Origin of the sequence: Propionispora vibrioides (assembly GCF_900110485.1) — a bacterium.
Taxonomy (GTDB): Bacteria; Bacillota; Negativicutes; order Propionisporales; family Propionisporaceae; genus Propionispora; species Propionispora vibrioides.
The window spans coordinates 202,385-218,986 of record NZ_FODY01000004.1; the positions used below are offsets into that span (position 1 = coordinate 202,385).

Here is a 16,602-nt window from a genome sequence, read left to right on the forward strand (position 1 = left end):
CCCCCTTCATTACTTCTGTCGGTACAGTCTATTTCGAAGCCCGGTAAATCAAAAACAATCCGGCAACAAAGGCGACCAGATTGGGAATCCAGGCGCTTAGCATCGGCGCAATCGCGCCCCCCTGCCCCAGTGCCTTGGCCGTCGTCATAATGATATAGTAAATAAAGATGATGATAATACTGAGACCTAAACCAATGGAAGAGCTGGAACGGTTAGGCTGCAGCCCCAACGGAGTACCGATCATGGCAAACAAGAAACTGGCCATGGCCACCGCAAACCGCTGGTGAAGCTCTACTTCATACTGTTTGGTATTGACAAATTCCCGCTGCAGGGCTTTGATATTTTCCCTCAATTCACGGATAGTCATTTCATCGGGCTTCTTCTGTTCCTGGGAAATGGCCTTGGGGTTCTTACTAACCGGCATAAACTGCTGATTAAACCGCATGGTCCGTTCCACACTGCCCTCCGTACTCAGGTCATTGATCACGCCGTTGTACATGACCCAGCGTTCATTTTGCCACTCGGCCCGGTCGGCATTTTCTACCCGCACCATCCGTTCGTTTTCAAATTCCTCTACCACGACGCCTTGCATGCTTTGGCTAGCCTCGTCATAACGGCGAGCATAGGTCAGCCGCTCCAAGGAACCGGTTTTATTCAAATCCTTGATAATAATATGCTCCTGTGCCTTGGGCGTAGTGTTTTTCATAATTTCATTCTGAATGATTTGATTATAAGCCGACGTAGACTGGGGCACCACCAGCTCGTTAAAGGCAATCGAAAAAATACTGACGAAGAGCGCTACCACAAACACCGGGGCTGACAACCGGTAGAAGCTGATGCCACCGGAACGCATGGCGGTAATCTCACTGGAGCCGGACAGCCGGCCAAAGGCCATCAACGCTGCCAGCAGCATCGACATAGGAAAAGTAAGCACCACGATGGACGGCAGACTATACAAAAACAACCGGGTCACTGAGTACAGTGAAGCGCCGTATTGCGTAACATACTGGGCAATACGAAAGAGAGTGCTTGTCCCGATGATGATACTGGAAAAAGAAGCAACACCAAACAGGAAAGGTCCCAACAATTCTTTGATGATATATTTATCGAGTATTCTCAAGGCAATTCTCCTTTAATCTGTCCGTATCGCTCCGGCACAAAAGAATCAATGTATTGCAATAAAAGATCGGTTATGGTGCTGCCGCAAGCCCAAAGCTGCCACACAATATCCCATACACGAAAGACGTGGTATTATCTTCATAATACCACGTTAACAGTCAGTTTACTCTATTATATCATACCTTTTGCCAAACGGCCCTGGCAAAGTATGTCTACAAGGCAAAATTTTCTCCTAAATAGAACTTTCTGGCTACTTCACTGGAGGCAATGGTATCGCTGTCACCGGCCACCAGAATCTGCCCTTCGCTTAAGATATAGGCATTATCCACAATGCTCAGCGTCTCCCGGACATTATGGTCGGTGATAAGAATGCCGATGCCTCGTTCTTTCAAATAGCCGATAATATTTTGAATATCGGCCACTGCAATGGGGTCCACGCCGGCGAAGGGTTCATCGAGCAGAATAAAATACGGATTGGTCGACAGACAGCGGGCGATTTCCACCCGGCGGCGTTCGCCGCCGGAGAGCTCCGACCCCTTCCGGTGGCGCACATGGGTAATGTGGAACTCCTCCAGCAGTTTTTCCAACATGTCCTTACGCTCCGCTCCGCTCTGCGGCGTAGTTTCCAGAATAGCCATCAGATTATCTTCCACCGTCAGTTTCCGAAAAACCGAGGCCTCCTGGGGCAAATAGCCGATGCCGAAACGGGAACGGCGGTACATCGGCAGGGAGGTCACATCCTCGCCATTAACAATCACCCGTCCCGCGTTTGGCCGCTCCAGACCGACAATCATATAAAAGGTGGTGGTTTTCCCCGCACCGTTCGGCCCAAGCAGCCCCACAATTTCCCCTTGTTTCACCTTTACTGAGACACCGTTTACCACATTTCGTCCCTTATAGTTTTTTACCAGATCGACAGTTTCAATATACATGCCGGCCGTATCCTCATTTCTTAGTTTCTTGCGTATCTTGCGGCGCGACAACCAGCCGTGGCCTTCCGGAAGCCGTCATGGCTTTGTCGTCCATCGTGATGGTCAACGTACTGCCTGTCAACACATTGCCGTCCTGTACAGCACGGGCATTACCGGTGAGCACTGCTTTGCCGTCTTTACCATCCTGACCGCCGTAATATACCGCTTGATCGGAGGTAGCGTCCAGCTTGCGTGCCTCACTGATAATATGAACATTTCCCTTGCCAACTGCCCGGTTTTCTTTTAAGAACGCTTCCAAATAGTCGGCCTTCATGGTACCGTCCGGCATGGTAACTACCCCGCCATTAGGCACTACGGCATAATCCTTATCAGTGTAATAATCAACCAAGTCACCTTCCAACCGGCTGTCATCTTTCGTCAAGACCACGTCGCCACCGGATGCTACCAGATGGTTATCGCCATAGGAACGCACCTCCGGCGCCGTAAGGGTGGCCGTATCTTTGACTGCCTTAACACCACCGGTTACATAGCCTTCCTTGGTTTGGGTATTATACTGAGCGCTTTGCCCGGTCAAAACTGCCTCTCCTTGTACGAACCGGACACCACCGTCAGCCTGCATCAGGCCGCTAGTTGAGTTATATTCAATGGTGTCGGCATCCATTTCCACCGGCTGCTGCTGTGCGGCATCAATGCGGGCACCGGACAGGCCAAGTACCATCAGCACGGCCATACTGCTAATCACTTGTTTCGTCAGATGTTTCACTGGGCTTTCCCTCCCTGTATAATGTGGGCATGGCCCGACACTTTTATTTTTTCCATATTGGCGTCACTTTCCAGCTGGTCCCCGGTAAGCACGGTATCGTCCCGTGTCACCCGGACACCGCCGGTACCGTAATAGCGTTTTTCGGCATTATTAAACCGTACAGTAGGTGCCATAAAAGTGGCTCCGTCCTCGGCCACTGCCTCCACCTGGCTGTCCAGGACAATATCCCGGGTTGTGCCGTCAATAAAGCCTTGCGGGGCGGTTACTATAATTTTACCGCCATTATCCCGGTAAAACGTACCGGTTATATTCTTTAATGTTGTATTTTTCGTATTAGGATCTACTTCTATCGTTTCGGCAGACAGTTCCCAGGAACGTTTGCCGTCATGTTCTTCGATAATGGAACTGCCGGAATAGGACAGCTTATCCGTTACGGCACTGCCTGCTTCCGATACTGGCTGGCGGGAAGAAGCCGAGTCTCCCCCCAGTATATAGTATAGTCCGCCGGCCAGGACAATGACGGCGCAGGCAATTACTGCATATTGTTTTTTAGTCAAGCCTGCCCCCCCCCTCTCTCCTGTTATCAGCTTTTCCGGCCGCCACGGTAGCTGTCATCGCCTGCAAACTGTCCACCGCCGGATTTTCCGGCTGGGTAGTCCAGCGTTTTTGAAACCACAGCCACTCATCCGGATAAGTCCGGATTACATCTTCCAGCATGTTGGTCATCCGGATGGTGAAGTTTTTAATATCTTCCGCTTCGTTGCCCGTATCCTGATAATACATAGGTTCATAAATCAGCAGCCGGTGGCCGCCTTCTTTCTTTCGTACGGCAAAACAAGGAACCACCGGCGCCTTAAAGCGCTTGGCAAACACCGCCGGGCCTGGCGGCGTAGAGGCTGTTTTACCAAAAAATTCAACAAAAATCCCACTGCGACCGGCATCCTGGTCAGCCAAAAAACCAAGGGCCTTGCCCTTTTTCATAGCTTTGGCCGCCGCCACAAGTTCGGTCGTGCCCCGGGCAAAAATTTCCATGCCCACCATTTCGCGATACTCGTTTAACAGTCGCGTATGCTGATCGTTCGGCTGCCGTTTAATTACACTGGTGATCGGCCAGCCGGTCAGGGCCAGGCCGGCCCCCAGCCACTCCCAGTTGCCGACATGGGCCGTCAGAATGACGACACCATGCCCCTGGGCCAGAGCTTCATCCATATAGTGCCGGTTTTCCAGAGTGATATACCGCTCGAAATTTTGCGGCGTTAGCACCGGTGTATACATAATCTCCAAAAAGGTCTGCCCGATTTTGGTAAACAAACTTTTGATAATTTGCTCGCCTTCGGCCACCGTCAACGACATGCCTTCGCAGATTTGCTGCAGGGCTCTTTTTCGTTGCCGACCGGCCACATGATAATATAATCGTCCCAGACACTTGCCAATCAGCAGGACCCATGAGTACGGCAGCGAAGAAATCAGGCGGCTCATCGACTTAAACATATGATATTGCCAGTTTGATGCCACGTACCGCACCTCCCATCTATACCCGTTTATTGCACCACATGCAGGCTAGCTGCCGCCAGATAAGACTGTACGAGATCGTCCCATTTACCCTGGGACTTCAAAATCATCTCCATGATTTCCCGCACCGCCCCCTGGCCGCCGTCTTTCCCGGCCACATAGTGAGCCCGGTCCTTCACCTCAGGAGCGGCGTTGCCTACAGCACAAGCCAGTCCCACCTGATTGAAGGCAGGCAGATCGTTGAGGTCGTCCCCCACATAGGCAACCTGCTCAGGCTTCAGGTCATATTTGACCATCAGATTACTTACTGCCCTGGCTTTGTCGCCTTCACCCTGGCAAATATCCCGGATTTTCAGCTCCGTGCCGCGCCAAGCCACAATCTGGCTTTCGCGGGCAGTCACAATGGCGGTATATAGGCCCGCCTGCTGAGCCAGCGAAATACCCATGCCGTCGTGGGCATGAAAAAACTTCATAGCTTCCCCCGCCGGACCAATGATAAGCTGGCCGCCGGTCAGCACACCGTCCACATCGAGCACGATGAGTTCGATGTTCCGGGCCCGCGCCTTATAGTTCATTATACCACTCCTTGACGCAATAAGTCAGTAAGGTGAATAATGCCAATTGCCCGGTTTTGTCCATCCACCACCGGCAGCACGGTAATCGGCCGGGGCTGATTTTTTTCCATCGTCCGGAGTGCCTCGGCTGCCAGCCTGTCGGCCGTAATCGTCCGGGGCGTCTTGGTCATCAGCGTCTCCACCGTTTTATCCAGAAACTCATGCCCCTTTTCCAAACCGCGGCGGATATCGCCATCGGTAATAAGTCCCAGGAGGGTATTAGCTTTATCCACCACCAAGGTAGCGCCAAGTCCCTTATCGGTAATGACAAACAGCGCTTCTTTCACCGTCTTATCCAAAGTCACCAGCGGCATTTCCTCGCCGGAATGCATGACGCTTTCCACCGTCAACAAGAGCTTCCGGCCCAGCGCACCACCGGGATGATACAGGGCAAAATCCTCCGGAGTAAACTTGCGGGATGACAGCAGGGCAATAGCCAGAGCGTCGCCCATGGCCAGTGTGGCCGTCGTGCTGGCCGTCGGTGCCAGTCCCAGCGGGCAGGCTTCCTTTTCCACACTGACATCAATAAACAGATCGGCAGCCTGACCCAACGTCGAAGCTTCCCGGCCGCTCATGGCAATAATCGACGCGCCGATTCGCTTGATAGCCGGCAAAATACCCAGGATTTCATCTGACTCGCCGCTGCTGGATATAGCAATAACAATATCGTTGGGCGTAACCATGCCCAAATCACCGTGAATGCCTTCCGCCGGATGCAGGAAAAAGGCCGGTGTTCCTGTACTGGCAAAAGTTGCCGCCATTTTTTTGCCGATAATGCCTGATTTACCCATACCGGTAATGACAATCCGCCCTTTACAGGTCAAAATTCTGTCTACCGCCGCCATAAACCGGTCATTAATCCGGGGAATCAGATTTTCAATGGCTGCCGCCTCGATGGACAGCACCTTTTTTGCTTCTTCTTGTATACTCATGGACAGTGCCTCCTTTTTTTGTTAAAAGGGGACGAATTGTTTTATGATAAAACGTCCCCTGTGACCTAAGACAGCGTGTCTATCAGTTTATATTAATATTTACTTATGCCGTTTTACCACATTGTCGATAGCAATAACGTCTTTCAAGAGGTCTTCCAGTTGGTCGACATATAGCATGTTCGGACCGTCGGACAGCGCTTCCTCCGGATTGTCATGGACTTCCATAAACAGCACGTCAATTCCAGTGGCCACAGCCGCACGGGTCAGATAAGGTACAAATTCGCGCTGGCCGGCAGAGGAAGTGCCGGCGCCGCCGGGCAATTGCACGCAGTGAGTAGCGTCAAACACTACCGGATAGCCCATGGATCGCATAATCGGCAAACCGCGCATATCGGCCACCAGGTTATTATAACCGAAGCTTGCTCCCCGTTCGGTGAGCAGGATATTTTCGTTGCCCGCTTCCCGCAATTTGTTGATGACGTTTTTCATATCATTAGGCGCCAGGAACTGGCCCTTCTTGACATTGACCACTTTACCGGTCAGCGCCGCCTGGTGCAGCAAATCGGTCTGCCGGCTTAAAAAAGCGGGAATCTGTAGAATATCGAGCACCGCAGCCGCCGCTTCGATCTGGTTACTGCAATGAATATCGCTAAGTACAGGCACCTTGAGCGTTTCTTTAATATGTTTCAAAATAGCCAGACCTTCCTCCAGGCCGGGACCGCGAAACGAACTGTGGGAAGAACGGTTGGCCTTATCAAAAGAGGCTTTAAAGATGTAGGGAACCCCCAGTCGCTCGGCAATGGCCTTGATGGACTGGCCGATTTTCAGCGTGCGCTGCGGGTCTTCAATCACGCAGGGTCCGGCAATGAGAGCGATGGGATTCTGCCCACCTACCGTGATATTTCCGATTTTTACAGTATTCATAAGTAAATCCCCCTTAGCTTATTTTTGCAATATAGTTCGTACTTTTTCCAGATCCTCCAGAGTGTCCACACCAACCGGCTTAAAGCTGGTTTCCAGCACTTTAATCCGGTAGCCATGTTCCAAGGCGCGAAGCTGTTCTAAAGATTCCGCCTTTTCCAGTGGTGTCGGCGCCAGGGCGGCATAGGTTAGCAAAAAATCCCGGCGGTAAGCATAAATACCGATATGCTTGTACACGGCAAAGGTTTCCGGACGGACCCGCGGGTATGGCAGCAGCGAGCGGGAAAAGTAAAGGGCATAATCGTTCAGTCCGGTCACAACTTTCACTGCATTGGGATTATTGTATTCTGCTTCATCTGCTCTTGTTTTAAGGGTAGCCATTAAGAGATCCGGCTCTTCGACAAAGGCGGCCGCCAGTTGGTCGATCACCGCCGGCTCAATGAGCGGCTCATCGCCCTGTACATTGATGATGACGTCGAACCCGGGAAAAGCCCGGGCAACCTCTGCCAGCCGGTCGGTGCCGGTAGGATGGTTAGTCGAAGTCATCATCACCTCGCCGCCAAAGCCGGTCACGGCGTCGGCCACCAGCGGATGATCGGCCGCCACCAGTACCATCGCCGGACGAAGGGCCTTTTTCGCCTGTTCATACACCCGCTGAATCATCGGTTTACCGGCAATATCGGCCAGTGGTTTTCCCGGCAGGCGGGTGGATGCATACCGCGCCGGAATGACACACAGGATTTTCACTTATCCCACCTCCTGAGTTGTTTTTTTCTTCTGATCCCTAGCTGCCATGGCGGCAATCAAGGCCATCAGTTCCTGAGACCCCTCAGTAAACTTAAGTTCAATGCCTAATACATAAATAGGCACTTTCCGTTCGGAATGAATAAATTCGGCAGGAATCTTAACAGCATCTTTTTCCGTCGTAATGATGGCATATACGTCATTATCAATTGCCTGCTGCAGCACCTCTTGCATTTCCTTCATATTATAACTGTGATGATCGGGATAGCGGGCTGAATAGACTACCTCAGCACCGATATCAACAATGGTTTGTTCAAAAGAGGAAGGGTTACCGATGGCTGACAGCGCCATCACCTTTTTGCCTTGTATAGCTTCCAGCGGCGCAATATTCTTGGAAATTTCCCCCTTATACCACTCTTCAATTTCAATAAAGCAGCGAGGGTTATGGATGCTTTCAACGATGAGCGCCTGAGAGTTATAGATTTTTACTTTGTCCCGGATATCAAAGCGGGCATGTTCGGTAGACTGGTCGGCCTTGGTCAGCAGAAAAGCATTGGCCCGGTTCAGATTTTCCAGCGGCTCCCTCAGGGTACCACGGGGCAGCATAAAATTATTACCGAAAACATTGATGGTATCAATCAGGACAATATCCAGATCCCGAACCAACTGCCAATGCTGGTAACCATCGTCCATAATAATAATCTCCGCCTGGAACTTGTCTACGGCATACTGGCCGGTTATTGCACGGTGCTTGCCAATCAGCACAGGAACGCCGGGCAAGTTTTTGGCCAACAGATAGGCCTCATCTCCCGCTTCAGTCGCCGACATGTAGATTTTCTTGCCGTCCGATACGACACCGACTTCTCCTTTGTGCTTGGCCCGGTAGCCCCGGTTTAAAATCACCACCCGGCAGCCCATATCCCGAATAATGGCGGCTAAACGCTGGGCAGTTGGTGTCTTGCCGGTGCCGCCTACCGTAATATTGCCCAGGCTGATGACCTGGCAGGGCAGCTTGTGCTGTTTCAGTATACCGCTCCTGTATAAGCTTAGCTTGAGGGAAACACCGATTTCATACAAAAAGGAGAGCAGACGCAAAACAGCCAGCAGGCAATCGGCCAATAGACCTTCTTTTTCACCATGCACCAACCGGTACAAATAAAGCTGCGAGTTTTCCCGCTGCCGCATCCTGACTGCCCGTTTCCGGTCGGCGGCACTTTCAGGCGAGGCTAACAGTTCTTTCAAATGGAGTGCGCTCTTGCGGGCGGCACCGCGATTTTCCCGGATAATCGCCAAGGAACGGCTGGACATGACAGTCCGCTCCTGACTATTATGGAGCAGTTGCAGCATAGCGCTTTTCAGCTCCTCGCCGCTCTTCACTGTAATGCAAGCCTGGCGGCTATCGAACAGAGCATAGGTGTCTTTAAAGTTGAACATGTTAGGTCCAGTCAAAATTGGCTTGCCATGAGCCGCCGGCTCCAGAATATTATGACCGCCATGGGGGATCAGACTGCCGCCGACAAAAATAATGTCGCCAATACCATAAATTTTTCCCAGCTCACCAATGGTATCGACAATGACAATATCGTGTCCGGTACGGGGCTGCTCTTTCAGTTCGGTACGGGCAACCGCCTGCAGCTTGTATTGGGCGGCCAGGGTCACAATCTCTTGTGTCCGCAGCGTCTCCCGGGGAGCGATAATCAGCTTGGCAGCCGGAAACTCCGCCTGAATAGCGGTAAAGGCGGTAAGCAATGGTTCCTCTTCTCCCTTATGGGTGCTGCCGGCCACAATAATCGGCTGGTTGCCGGAAACGCCCATTTCCATATATAATTTTTCTCTTTCTTCCGGGCTGACAACCGTATAGGTCTGATCATACTTGGTATTGCCGGTGACAATAACCCGGTCCGGATCGGCCCCCAGCCTAACGATGTATTCGGCATCCACTGCCGACTGCATGCAAAAGCGGGTAACCGTTCCCATCATATCTTTTAGAACATTCCGCAGGTAATGATAACGGGTAACACTTTTATCGCTAATCCGTCCATTCGCCATCATAACCGGAATACCCCTGCGCCGCATATTCTTTAAAAAATTCGGCCACAGCTCGGTTTCTACCGGCACAAAAACCTTGGGCTGGATTTTTTTTACAACGGCCCGGCTGATCCAGGGCAAATCAAGCGGAAAATAAATGATCGCATCGGCATCCTTCACAATTCGCCGGGCCATTTCATAACCGCTGGAGGTGACTACCGAAACCAGAATAGGCTGAACCGGAAACTCCCGGCGAAATTCTCTGATAATCGGACTGGCCGCTACAATCTCCCCTACCGAAGCGGCATGGACCCAGATACAGTCCCGCTGCGCCACTTTGTCAATCTCCTCGTCAGGTAAAAAGCCAAAGCTTTGCCGCAGTCGCTCGCCAAATCCGTTTTCCCGGACCAGCCGGACCATAAAGACAGGCAGCGCGACAATAACCAGCAGCAGTCCCAGTACATTATATAGATAATACATACACCATACCTCTTTCCGTCAAGGTAAACAATCATTCTTGCCAAATTGCGACCTATTGTGCCGCTTTATTACTGGAAAACTGCACCTGATGCAAATTATAGTACACGCCGCCGCGCGCCATAAGCTGTTCGTGCGTTCCCTCTTCGACAATCCGCCCCTTTTCCATAACCAGAATCACATGGGCCCGTTTGATGGTGGACAGACGATGGGCAATGACAAAGGAAGTCCGGCCGGCCATTAATTTGTCCAGCGCTTCCTGTACCAGTTTCTCGCTTTCGGTATCCAAAGCCGAGGTGGCTTCATCCAGAATAAGCACCCGGGGATTTTTTAAAATAGCGCGGGCAATAGCGATCCGCTGGCGCTGGCCGCCGGACAGCTTCGAACCCCGTTCGCCGATCTGGGTGTCATAACCCTCGGGCATACGGCTGATAAACTGATGAGCATTAGCTGCCTTAGCCGCCCCAATAATCTCATCCCGTGTTGCATCCAACCGGCCATAGCGGATATTTTCATAAGCAGAACCGTTAAACAGCACCGTTTCCTGCGGTACGATACCAATCTGCTCCCGCAGCGACTCGACGGTTACCGTCTTGATGTCAATACCGTCAATACTGATATAGCCGGCAGTCGGATCATAAAAGCGGGGAATCAGGTTGGCGATCGTCGTCTTGCCGGCGCCGCTGGCCCCGACAATAGCCACCATCTGCCCCGGCCGGGCCTGAATGGAAATATTCTGCAGCGTTGGTTCGCCTGCTTTGTAAGAAAAATCAACTGCGTGAAAGACCACTTCACCGCAAATGGCCGGCAGTGGTACGGCGCCGGGCATATTTTGTATTTCCGGCTCGGTATCAAGAACGGTAAAAATCCGCTGTGCAGCAGCCAAGGAACGCTGTATTCCCCCATACACCCGGCTAAGCCGTTTAATGGGATTGGAAAGATTGACAACATACATAAGAAAGGCAATCAGTGATCCGGCCGTCAAATTGCCGTTAATCACCTCTAAACCACCATACCAGATTATCAAGGTAACTCCCACGGCCGACAAAAATTCAACAATCGGCGTTAATAGGGCCATCAACTGGGCGTTTTTCATCTGCGCCCGGAAATTTTTATAATTCTCGTTTTCAAAACGTTGGATTTCATGGTCTTCTCTGACAAAGGATTTGATGACCCGGATGGCCGAAATGGTTTCCTGCAGCACTGAAGTAATATCGGCCGCCCGTTCCTGCATGACATGACTGGTTTTACGCAGTTTTTTTCCGAAAATATTAATAGTCTGCGCCACTAGAGGCAGTGTAATAATGGTTAAAAGAGACAGTTTCCAGTGAATATAAAACATGGCCCCCAAAGACCCGATCAGAGTCATCCCTTCGGTCACGCCGTCAATCACATTGTCGACCAATGCATTCTGCAAGGCTGCCACATCATTAGTCACATAGCTCATCAGCGTCCCTGTCTGCCGTTTCTCATAATAGGAAAGCGACAAACGCTGAAAATGGCGATATACCGCTGAGCGGATATCAATAATTATCCGTTGACCGATATAGGCCATCAGATAGGTCTGTCCATAAAAGAAAATGCCTCGCAAAAGGAAGACTACGACAATACCGCCGGCAATAATGTTAAGAGTAAGCAGATCTTTATCGGCGAGAACCTTATCAATGACTTCTTTTAAAATCCAAGGAATATACAAATTGGCACTGGCTGCCATCATAATACAAATGACTGCCAGAATCAGACGGGGAATGTATGGACGGATAAAGGCAATTAAGCGCAAATAGGTATTCATTCTTTCCCTCCAGCCTGCTGCGCGGCAACTTCCAGAACAAGTTCGGCGGTACGCCGTACGGCGCCGCCGCTGCCCAGAGTCTGGCGCATGGCAATTAAATCCTCTATAGTTTGACTGTATATATCCCAATCAGACAAAATCCGCAAGGCTTCATCAGCCACCCGGTCAGCGTTGGCCTCTTCCTGCAGCAATTCCGGGACGATCTGACGTCCGGCAATGATGTTAGGCAGGCTGACATAAGGAATTTTAATTAGTTGCTTTCCAATGAAGTACGTAATTGGCGAAGTCTTGTACACAACAATGGTCGGCACCTGCATGAGCGCCGTTTCCAGCGTGGCCGTGCCAGAAGCGGCAATGGCCAGGTTGGCAATTTGCATTAAATCATAGGTATTGCCAGTAGTAATTTGCACCGGCAAGGAATATTTATCCAGCTTATTTTGCAGCATTTCCCGGGAAATTGTCGTAGCCGCCGGTAAAAGGAATTGGCATTCCGGCATAACTCTTCTTATTTTTTCCGCCGCCGACAGCATAATATCCAGCAGTTGGTCCACTTCCTGCTTCCGGCTGCCAGGCATCAAAAGTACAACGGGATGCTCCGGATCGACCGCAAAATGCTGATAAGCAGTTTCTTTATCCCAGTTGGGTTTCACAATATCTAAGAGTGGATGTCCGACAAAGGTCACGTTGGCGCCGGCTTCCCGGTACACGTCAGCCTCAAAAGGAAAAATTGCAGCCACCTGTTCGGTCATGGCGGCAATATCCTTAGCCCTGTCTTTACGCCAAATCCATACCTGTGGACTAATATAGTATACCACAGGTATGTCCTGTTTTTTAGCTGCCTTAGCCAGCCGCATATTAAAATCGGGATAGTCGATCACAACCAGCACATCCGGTTTCTCGGCCGCCATCAGCGCAACCAGACTATCTTTCAGGCGAAAAAGGCGGGGCAAATTTCTAATTACTTCTACAAAACCCATAACGTTAATATCGGCAATATCGTATACGATATCCACGCCGGCGTCACGCATGGCTTGTCCACCCATACCGAATACGGCAATATCCGGTTCAAGCTGCCTCAGGGCCTCTGCCAAACTGGCTCCATGCAAATCGCCCGATGCCTCGCCGACGGAAATCATAATTTTATGCATAGCACAGCCTCCATAAGATGCGGGTATTCTATAGTATAAACAAATCCTCCGGCTATTAGTATCGTGTGACCTCTAATCCCAATACTATTCTGACGGAATATTTTTCGCAATACTTCGTTGTCGTCAATCGGCGTAGGAACCACTACGCCTCATTCCTCCGCCTTGTCTTACGGAAAATCACCTCGCCAGCCTATATATTGTTTTAGAGGTTACACGATACTAGTACTCCCCAATCTTGAAAACAGAAATTACTGACGGTCAAAATTTCACCAGCCAGCGTTGTCGTCATCTTTCAGTTTCAAAGCTAGCGAGGCACTAAGTATGATAAAAAGGCGCTTACGCGCCTTCGGCTGCCGGAATGTTCTGTTATAACTCGTTAGTGTTACATAACCACAATGGTCATTTGATGGCGGTTAGCCAATTCCAGCACAGCCTCTTTTTCCACCAGCAGGGTTTTACCGGCCTCCATAGCCAGCGCCGTAGCACCCGCTTCCACCATGGAACGGATGGTTTGCAGCCCGATGCTGGGGACGTCAAACCGCATATCCTGACCGGGTTTGGCTGTTTTTACCACCGTAACTCCGCCCCGGCCCAACTCACCGCCACGCCGGATGCAGGCATCGGTACCCTCAATGGCTTCCACCGCCATGACGGCACAATTTTTGACAACTACCGTTTGACCAATATCCAAATCACCCATATGCTTGGCCATGGTAAAACCGAACTTCATATCAGCTTCTTCCTGCGGAGTCGGCTGACGTTCGGTCAACACACCCGATGCAGGCATCAGCAGCTTAAGCAGGGCGGTCTGGTCCAGGATGCCGATTCCCTCAGTAGCCAGTTCTTTAACCAAGGCCAACATAATCGTATCATCCTTGTGATCAGGTAATCTGAATAGCAGCTTCTGCAGCCGGGCATCGGGCCGTTGTACGCCGCTAAATAACAATTCCTTTGTCACTTTGCCAATCATCGTAGCCTGGGTGATTTCCTCTTGTTTCAACACCGTCAGCATACGTTCCAGTTCCCCCACGGGAATGGAATAAAACACATCCGCCGTCCGGGATAGTTCTTCATCCACCTCCGGCAGCAGGGCAATCGCAATCACGGCAAAGCCCATGCCGCGAGCGGCACGGGCAAATTCTACCGGCAGTCTTCCAACACCAGCTAATAAACCGATTTTTTTCATCAACCAATACCCCTTTATTCAGACGTATCCTTGCGGCTGCGGCATACTCCCCGTTCCGCATTGCGCAGGAAACGCATAAAGTGTTCAATCTCTTCGCAGGATTCCAGGTCCTGTTCCATTACGGCGATGGCCTGCGCCAGACTTAAGCCCGAGCGGTACAGCAGTTTATAAGCTTTCTTCAGGTTGCGCCGCGCATTCAGGCTAATGCCGGAACGGGACATGCCCACATTGTTCAGCCCCGAAACCTTAGCCGGATGGCCGTCGACAATTACATAAGGCGGTACGTCCTGTACTACCTTGGAAGCGCCGCCAATCATGGCATTGCGCCCGATTTTGACAAACTGGTGCACACCGGCCAACCCGCCGATGACCGCCCGGTCCTCCACGATGACGTGGCCGGCCAGTGTCGCGGCGTTGGACATAATTACATGGTTGCCCACTACGCAGTTATGTGCCACGTGGGTATAAGCCATTAACAGACAGTTGGAACCCACTCGGGTTTCCTCATTTTCACCGGTTGCCCGGTTCACGGTGGCAAATTCGCGAATCTTGGTATTATCACCAATAAACACATAGCTCTTTTCACCGTTAAATTTCAAATCCTGCGGTTCGGTGCCAATCGAGGCACTATGGAAAATCACGCAGTTTTTTCCGATACTTGTCCAGCCGTCAACCACAACATGGGCGCCAATGACCGTGCCGTCGCCGATGAGTACGTTCTCACCGATTACCGCATAAGGACCAATTTCCACATCCTTACCGATCCGTGCCCCTGGATGAACGACTGCTGTTTCGTGTATTTTACGTAATGGAATTACGACAGATTCAGGTTTCATCGTATATCAACTCCTTTAAAAATGAGCACATGGCTGATACCGCTTTGCACGCATTACCTACTCTCTACTCATATAATCCGACTCACCAGTCACGGTATGGCAATTCATTTTAGCCCAAAAAAAGCTCTTATTCCTTTTCTGCGGTTATTTCCACAATTTTTCAAACAAATTCAGCCTTTTTTCTTAAGCATACGATATTATATAAAAATCAAACACGTTGCTTTACCTTTACCGTTTAGTCAGGGCAAATAAAAATTCGCCCTCGGCCACTAATTGGCCGTCCACAAAAGATTCCGCCCAAAGTTTCCCCATTGAGCTGCGGACTTTAATCAATTCAGCCACCATTTTAAGCTGATCGCCGGGAACGACCTGTTTACGGAATTTCACCCGGTCGATGCCGGCAAACAGCGCAATATCACCACGATTTTCTTCCGGATACAGCATAGCCACACCACCGACCTGAGCCATGGCTTCTAAAATGAGCACGCCCGGCATCACCGGATGACCGGGAAAATGGCCCTGGAAAAACGGTTCGGTCGAAGTAACACATTTAATGCCCACGGCCCGCTTCATCGGTTCCAGTTCAATAATCCGGTCCACCAATAAAAACGGATAACGGTGCGGTATCACTTTCTGAATTTCTGCTGAAGATAACATCGGTATCATCACTCCCACATTAGAGTCTATTTTGGCTTGCTAATATATCCCTGGCTAATGCCGTATTTAAGGCGTGGCCGGACTTAACCGCGATGATATGACCGCGAAGCTGGCCAGCCAGCGCTAAATCACCCAATACGTCCAAAATTTTGTGCCTCACCAGTTCATCGGGAAAACGTAAAGGATTTAACGCCTTGCCGTCCTCGTAGACCACGGCGTTATCCATGCTGCCGCCAAGTGCCAGCCCTTTTGCCTGCAGGGCTTTGACTTCGTGCATAAACCCGATGGTTCTGGCCGGCGCAATCTGCTCGGTAAACGTAGCGGGATTTATCTCATAATCGCCAAATTGCACCCCAAGCGCAGGATGAGGATTGACCGACGTAAAGGAAACCCGTAAACCGTCATAGGGCAAAATGGTAATAAATTTATCGTCGACACGCACGGTGTGTTCCCTTGTTACACAAAAAATCTGCCGCGGGGCTGCCAGTTCCTGTTTACCGGCTTCCTCAATCAGCCTGACAAAAACCAGGGAACTGCCATCGGCCACCGGCGGCTCCACCGCATTGATTTCCACGAAGCAGTTGTCCACTTCCAACATAGCCAGTGCAGCTAAAAGATGCTCCACTGTAAAGACTTTCGCCGGGCCGTTCTCCAGGGTCGTCGCCCGCATCGTATTAGTAACATAAGAAGCGCAGGCCCTGACCTGCGGTGCTTCCGGCAAGTCGGTTCTAACAAAAACAATGCCGGTCTGGGCCGGTGCCGGACACAGGGTGATCGTCACATCCTGTCCCGAGTGCAGTCCAATCCCGGTATACGATATTCGCCGGGCAAGGGTCGTCTCATTTTGCATAGTATATAAACCTTTCTGACATGATAACCTTTCCTTATTCTACAGAAATTTACTGTATCCCGCAATAGATAAGCAGGATATTTTTTCTACA

16 protein-coding genes are annotated in these 16,602 nt (G+C 50.8%); all 16 read right to left on the minus strand.

Annotated elements, in window-relative coordinates; genetic code table 11:
• Window positions 1-28: 28 nt before the first annotated feature.
• The 16 genes from BMW43_RS05470 to lpxC all read right to left on the minus strand — a co-directional run bounded on the left by BMW43_RS05470 (window position 29) and on the right by lpxC (window position 16,511).
• A complete protein-coding gene (locus BMW43_RS05470) occupies window positions 29-1,120 on the minus strand; it encodes an LptF/LptG family permease (protein WP_091744580.1) in 1,092 nt (363 codons plus the stop codon).
• Window positions 1,121-1,331: 211 nt separating this feature from the next.
• A complete protein-coding gene (gene lptB / locus BMW43_RS05475) occupies window positions 1,332-2,051 on the minus strand; it encodes an LPS export ABC transporter ATP-binding protein (RefSeq protein WP_091744582.1) in 720 nt (239 codons plus the stop codon).
• Window positions 2,052-2,064: 13 nt separating this feature from the next.
• A complete protein-coding gene (locus BMW43_RS05480) occupies window positions 2,065-2,814 on the minus strand; it encodes an LptA/OstA family protein (RefSeq protein ID WP_091744584.1) in 750 nt (249 codons plus the stop codon).
• Window positions 2,811-3,371: an LPS export ABC transporter periplasmic protein LptC gene (gene lptC / locus BMW43_RS05485; RefSeq protein WP_091744586.1), complete on the minus strand. Its 561-nt coding sequence runs from the start codon at window positions 3,369-3,371 to the stop codon at window positions 2,811-2,813. The genes BMW43_RS05480 and lptC overlap by 4 nt, the downstream gene beginning before the upstream one ends.
• Window positions 3,364-4,329, minus strand: coding sequence for a lysophospholipid acyltransferase family protein (locus BMW43_RS05490; protein ID WP_091744589.1), 966 nt, complete (start codon window positions 4,327-4,329; stop codon window positions 3,364-3,366). The genes lptC and BMW43_RS05490 overlap by 8 nt, the downstream gene beginning before the upstream one ends.
• Window positions 4,330-4,355: 26 nt before the next feature.
• A complete protein-coding gene (locus BMW43_RS05495) occupies window positions 4,356-4,901 on the minus strand; it encodes a KdsC family phosphatase (protein WP_091744590.1) in 546 nt (181 codons plus the stop codon).
• The gene (locus tag BMW43_RS05500) at window positions 4,901-5,872 is read right to left on the minus strand and encodes a KpsF/GutQ family sugar-phosphate isomerase (protein WP_091744592.1); all 972 of its coding nucleotides are present in this window, start codon (window positions 5,870-5,872) and stop codon (window positions 4,901-4,903) included. Before BMW43_RS05500 ends, BMW43_RS05495 begins: the two co-directional genes overlap by 1 nt.
• Window positions 5,873-5,971: 99 nt before the next feature.
• Window positions 5,972-6,796, minus strand: a complete 825-nt coding sequence (gene kdsA, locus BMW43_RS05505; protein ID WP_091744594.1) for a 3-deoxy-8-phosphooctulonate synthase — start codon at window positions 6,794-6,796, stop codon at window positions 5,972-5,974.
• Window positions 6,797-6,814: 18 nt separating this feature from the next.
• Window positions 6,815-7,540 carry a 3-deoxy-manno-octulosonate cytidylyltransferase gene (kdsB, locus tag BMW43_RS05510; RefSeq protein ID WP_091744596.1) on the minus strand — a complete coding sequence of 242 codons (726 nt, stop codon included), beginning with the start codon at window positions 7,538-7,540 and terminating at the stop codon, window positions 6,815-6,817.
• Entirely contained in the window at window positions 7,541-10,045 is a 2,505-nt protein-coding gene (gene lpxK / locus BMW43_RS05515; RefSeq protein WP_091744598.1) for a tetraacyldisaccharide 4'-kinase, read from the minus strand.
• A 52-nt stretch (window positions 10,046-10,097) separates the two neighbouring features.
• Window positions 10,098-11,834 (minus strand): lipid A export permease/ATP-binding protein MsbA, encoded by a 1,737-nt coding sequence (gene msbA / locus BMW43_RS05520; RefSeq protein ID WP_091744600.1) that lies wholly within the window; start codon window positions 11,832-11,834, stop codon window positions 10,098-10,100.
• A complete protein-coding gene (gene lpxB / locus BMW43_RS05525; RefSeq protein ID WP_091744602.1) occupies window positions 11,831-12,982 on the minus strand; it encodes a lipid-A-disaccharide synthase in 1,152 nt (383 codons plus the stop codon). Before lpxB ends, msbA begins: the two co-directional genes overlap by 4 nt.
• Window positions 12,983-13,364: 382 nt before the next feature.
• A complete protein-coding gene (locus tag BMW43_RS05530) occupies window positions 13,365-14,168 on the minus strand; it encodes an LpxI family protein (RefSeq protein WP_091744604.1) in 804 nt (267 codons plus the stop codon).
• A 14-nt stretch (window positions 14,169-14,182) separates the two neighbouring features.
• Window positions 14,183-15,004: an acyl-ACP--UDP-N-acetylglucosamine O-acyltransferase gene (gene lpxA / locus BMW43_RS05535; RefSeq protein WP_091744606.1), complete on the minus strand. Its 822-nt coding sequence runs from the start codon at window positions 15,002-15,004 to the stop codon at window positions 14,183-14,185.
• A 228-nt stretch (window positions 15,005-15,232) separates the two neighbouring features.
• Entirely contained in the window at window positions 15,233-15,661 is a 429-nt protein-coding gene (gene fabZ / locus BMW43_RS05540; RefSeq protein ID WP_091744608.1) for a 3-hydroxyacyl-ACP dehydratase FabZ, read from the minus strand.
• Window positions 15,662-15,680: 19 nt separating this feature from the next.
• Complete coding sequence (gene lpxC / locus BMW43_RS05545) at window positions 15,681-16,511, minus strand: UDP-3-O-acyl-N-acetylglucosamine deacetylase (protein ID WP_091744610.1); 831 nt, start codon at window positions 16,509-16,511, stop codon at window positions 15,681-15,683.
• Between the last annotated feature and the right edge of the window lie 91 nt (window positions 16,512-16,602).

Bases quoted from the DNA above. Each gene is read 5' to 3' on its own strand.
- kdsA (WP_091744594.1), bottom strand. From the start codon at position 6,796: ATGAATACTGTAAAAATCGGAAATATCACGGTAGGTGGGCAGAATCCC.
- BMW43_RS05500 (WP_091744592.1), bottom strand. From the start codon at position 5,872: ATGAGTATACAAGAAGAAGCAAAAAAGGTGCTGTCCATCGAGGCGGCA.
- msbA (WP_091744600.1), bottom strand. From the start codon at position 11,834: ATGAATACCTATTTGCGCTTAATTGCCTTTATCCGTCCATACATTCCC.
- BMW43_RS05530 (WP_091744604.1), bottom strand. From the start codon at position 14,168: ATGAAAAAAATCGGTTTATTAGCTGGTGTTGGAAGACTGCCGGTAGAA.
- lpxB (WP_091744602.1), bottom strand. From the start codon at position 12,982: ATGCATAAAATTATGATTTCCGTCGGCGAGGCATCGGGCGATTTGCAT.
- fabZ (WP_091744608.1), bottom strand. From the start codon at position 15,661: ATGTTATCTTCAGCAGAAATTCAGAAAGTGATACCGCACCGTTATCCG.
- BMW43_RS05495 (WP_091744590.1), bottom strand. From the start codon at position 4,901: ATGAACTATAAGGCGCGGGCCCGGAACATCGAACTCATCGTGCTCGAT.
- lpxC (WP_091744610.1), bottom strand. From the start codon at position 16,511: ATGCAAAATGAGACGACCCTTGCCCGGCGAATATCGTATACCGGGATT.
- lptB (WP_091744582.1), bottom strand. From the start codon at position 2,051: ATGTATATTGAAACTGTCGATCTGGTAAAAAACTATAAGGGACGAAAT.
- lpxK (WP_091744598.1), bottom strand. From the start codon at position 10,045: ATGTATTATCTATATAATGTACTGGGACTGCTGCTGGTTATTGTCGCG.
- lpxA (WP_091744606.1), bottom strand. From the start codon at position 15,004: ATGAAACCTGAATCTGTCGTAATTCCATTACGTAAAATACACGAAACA.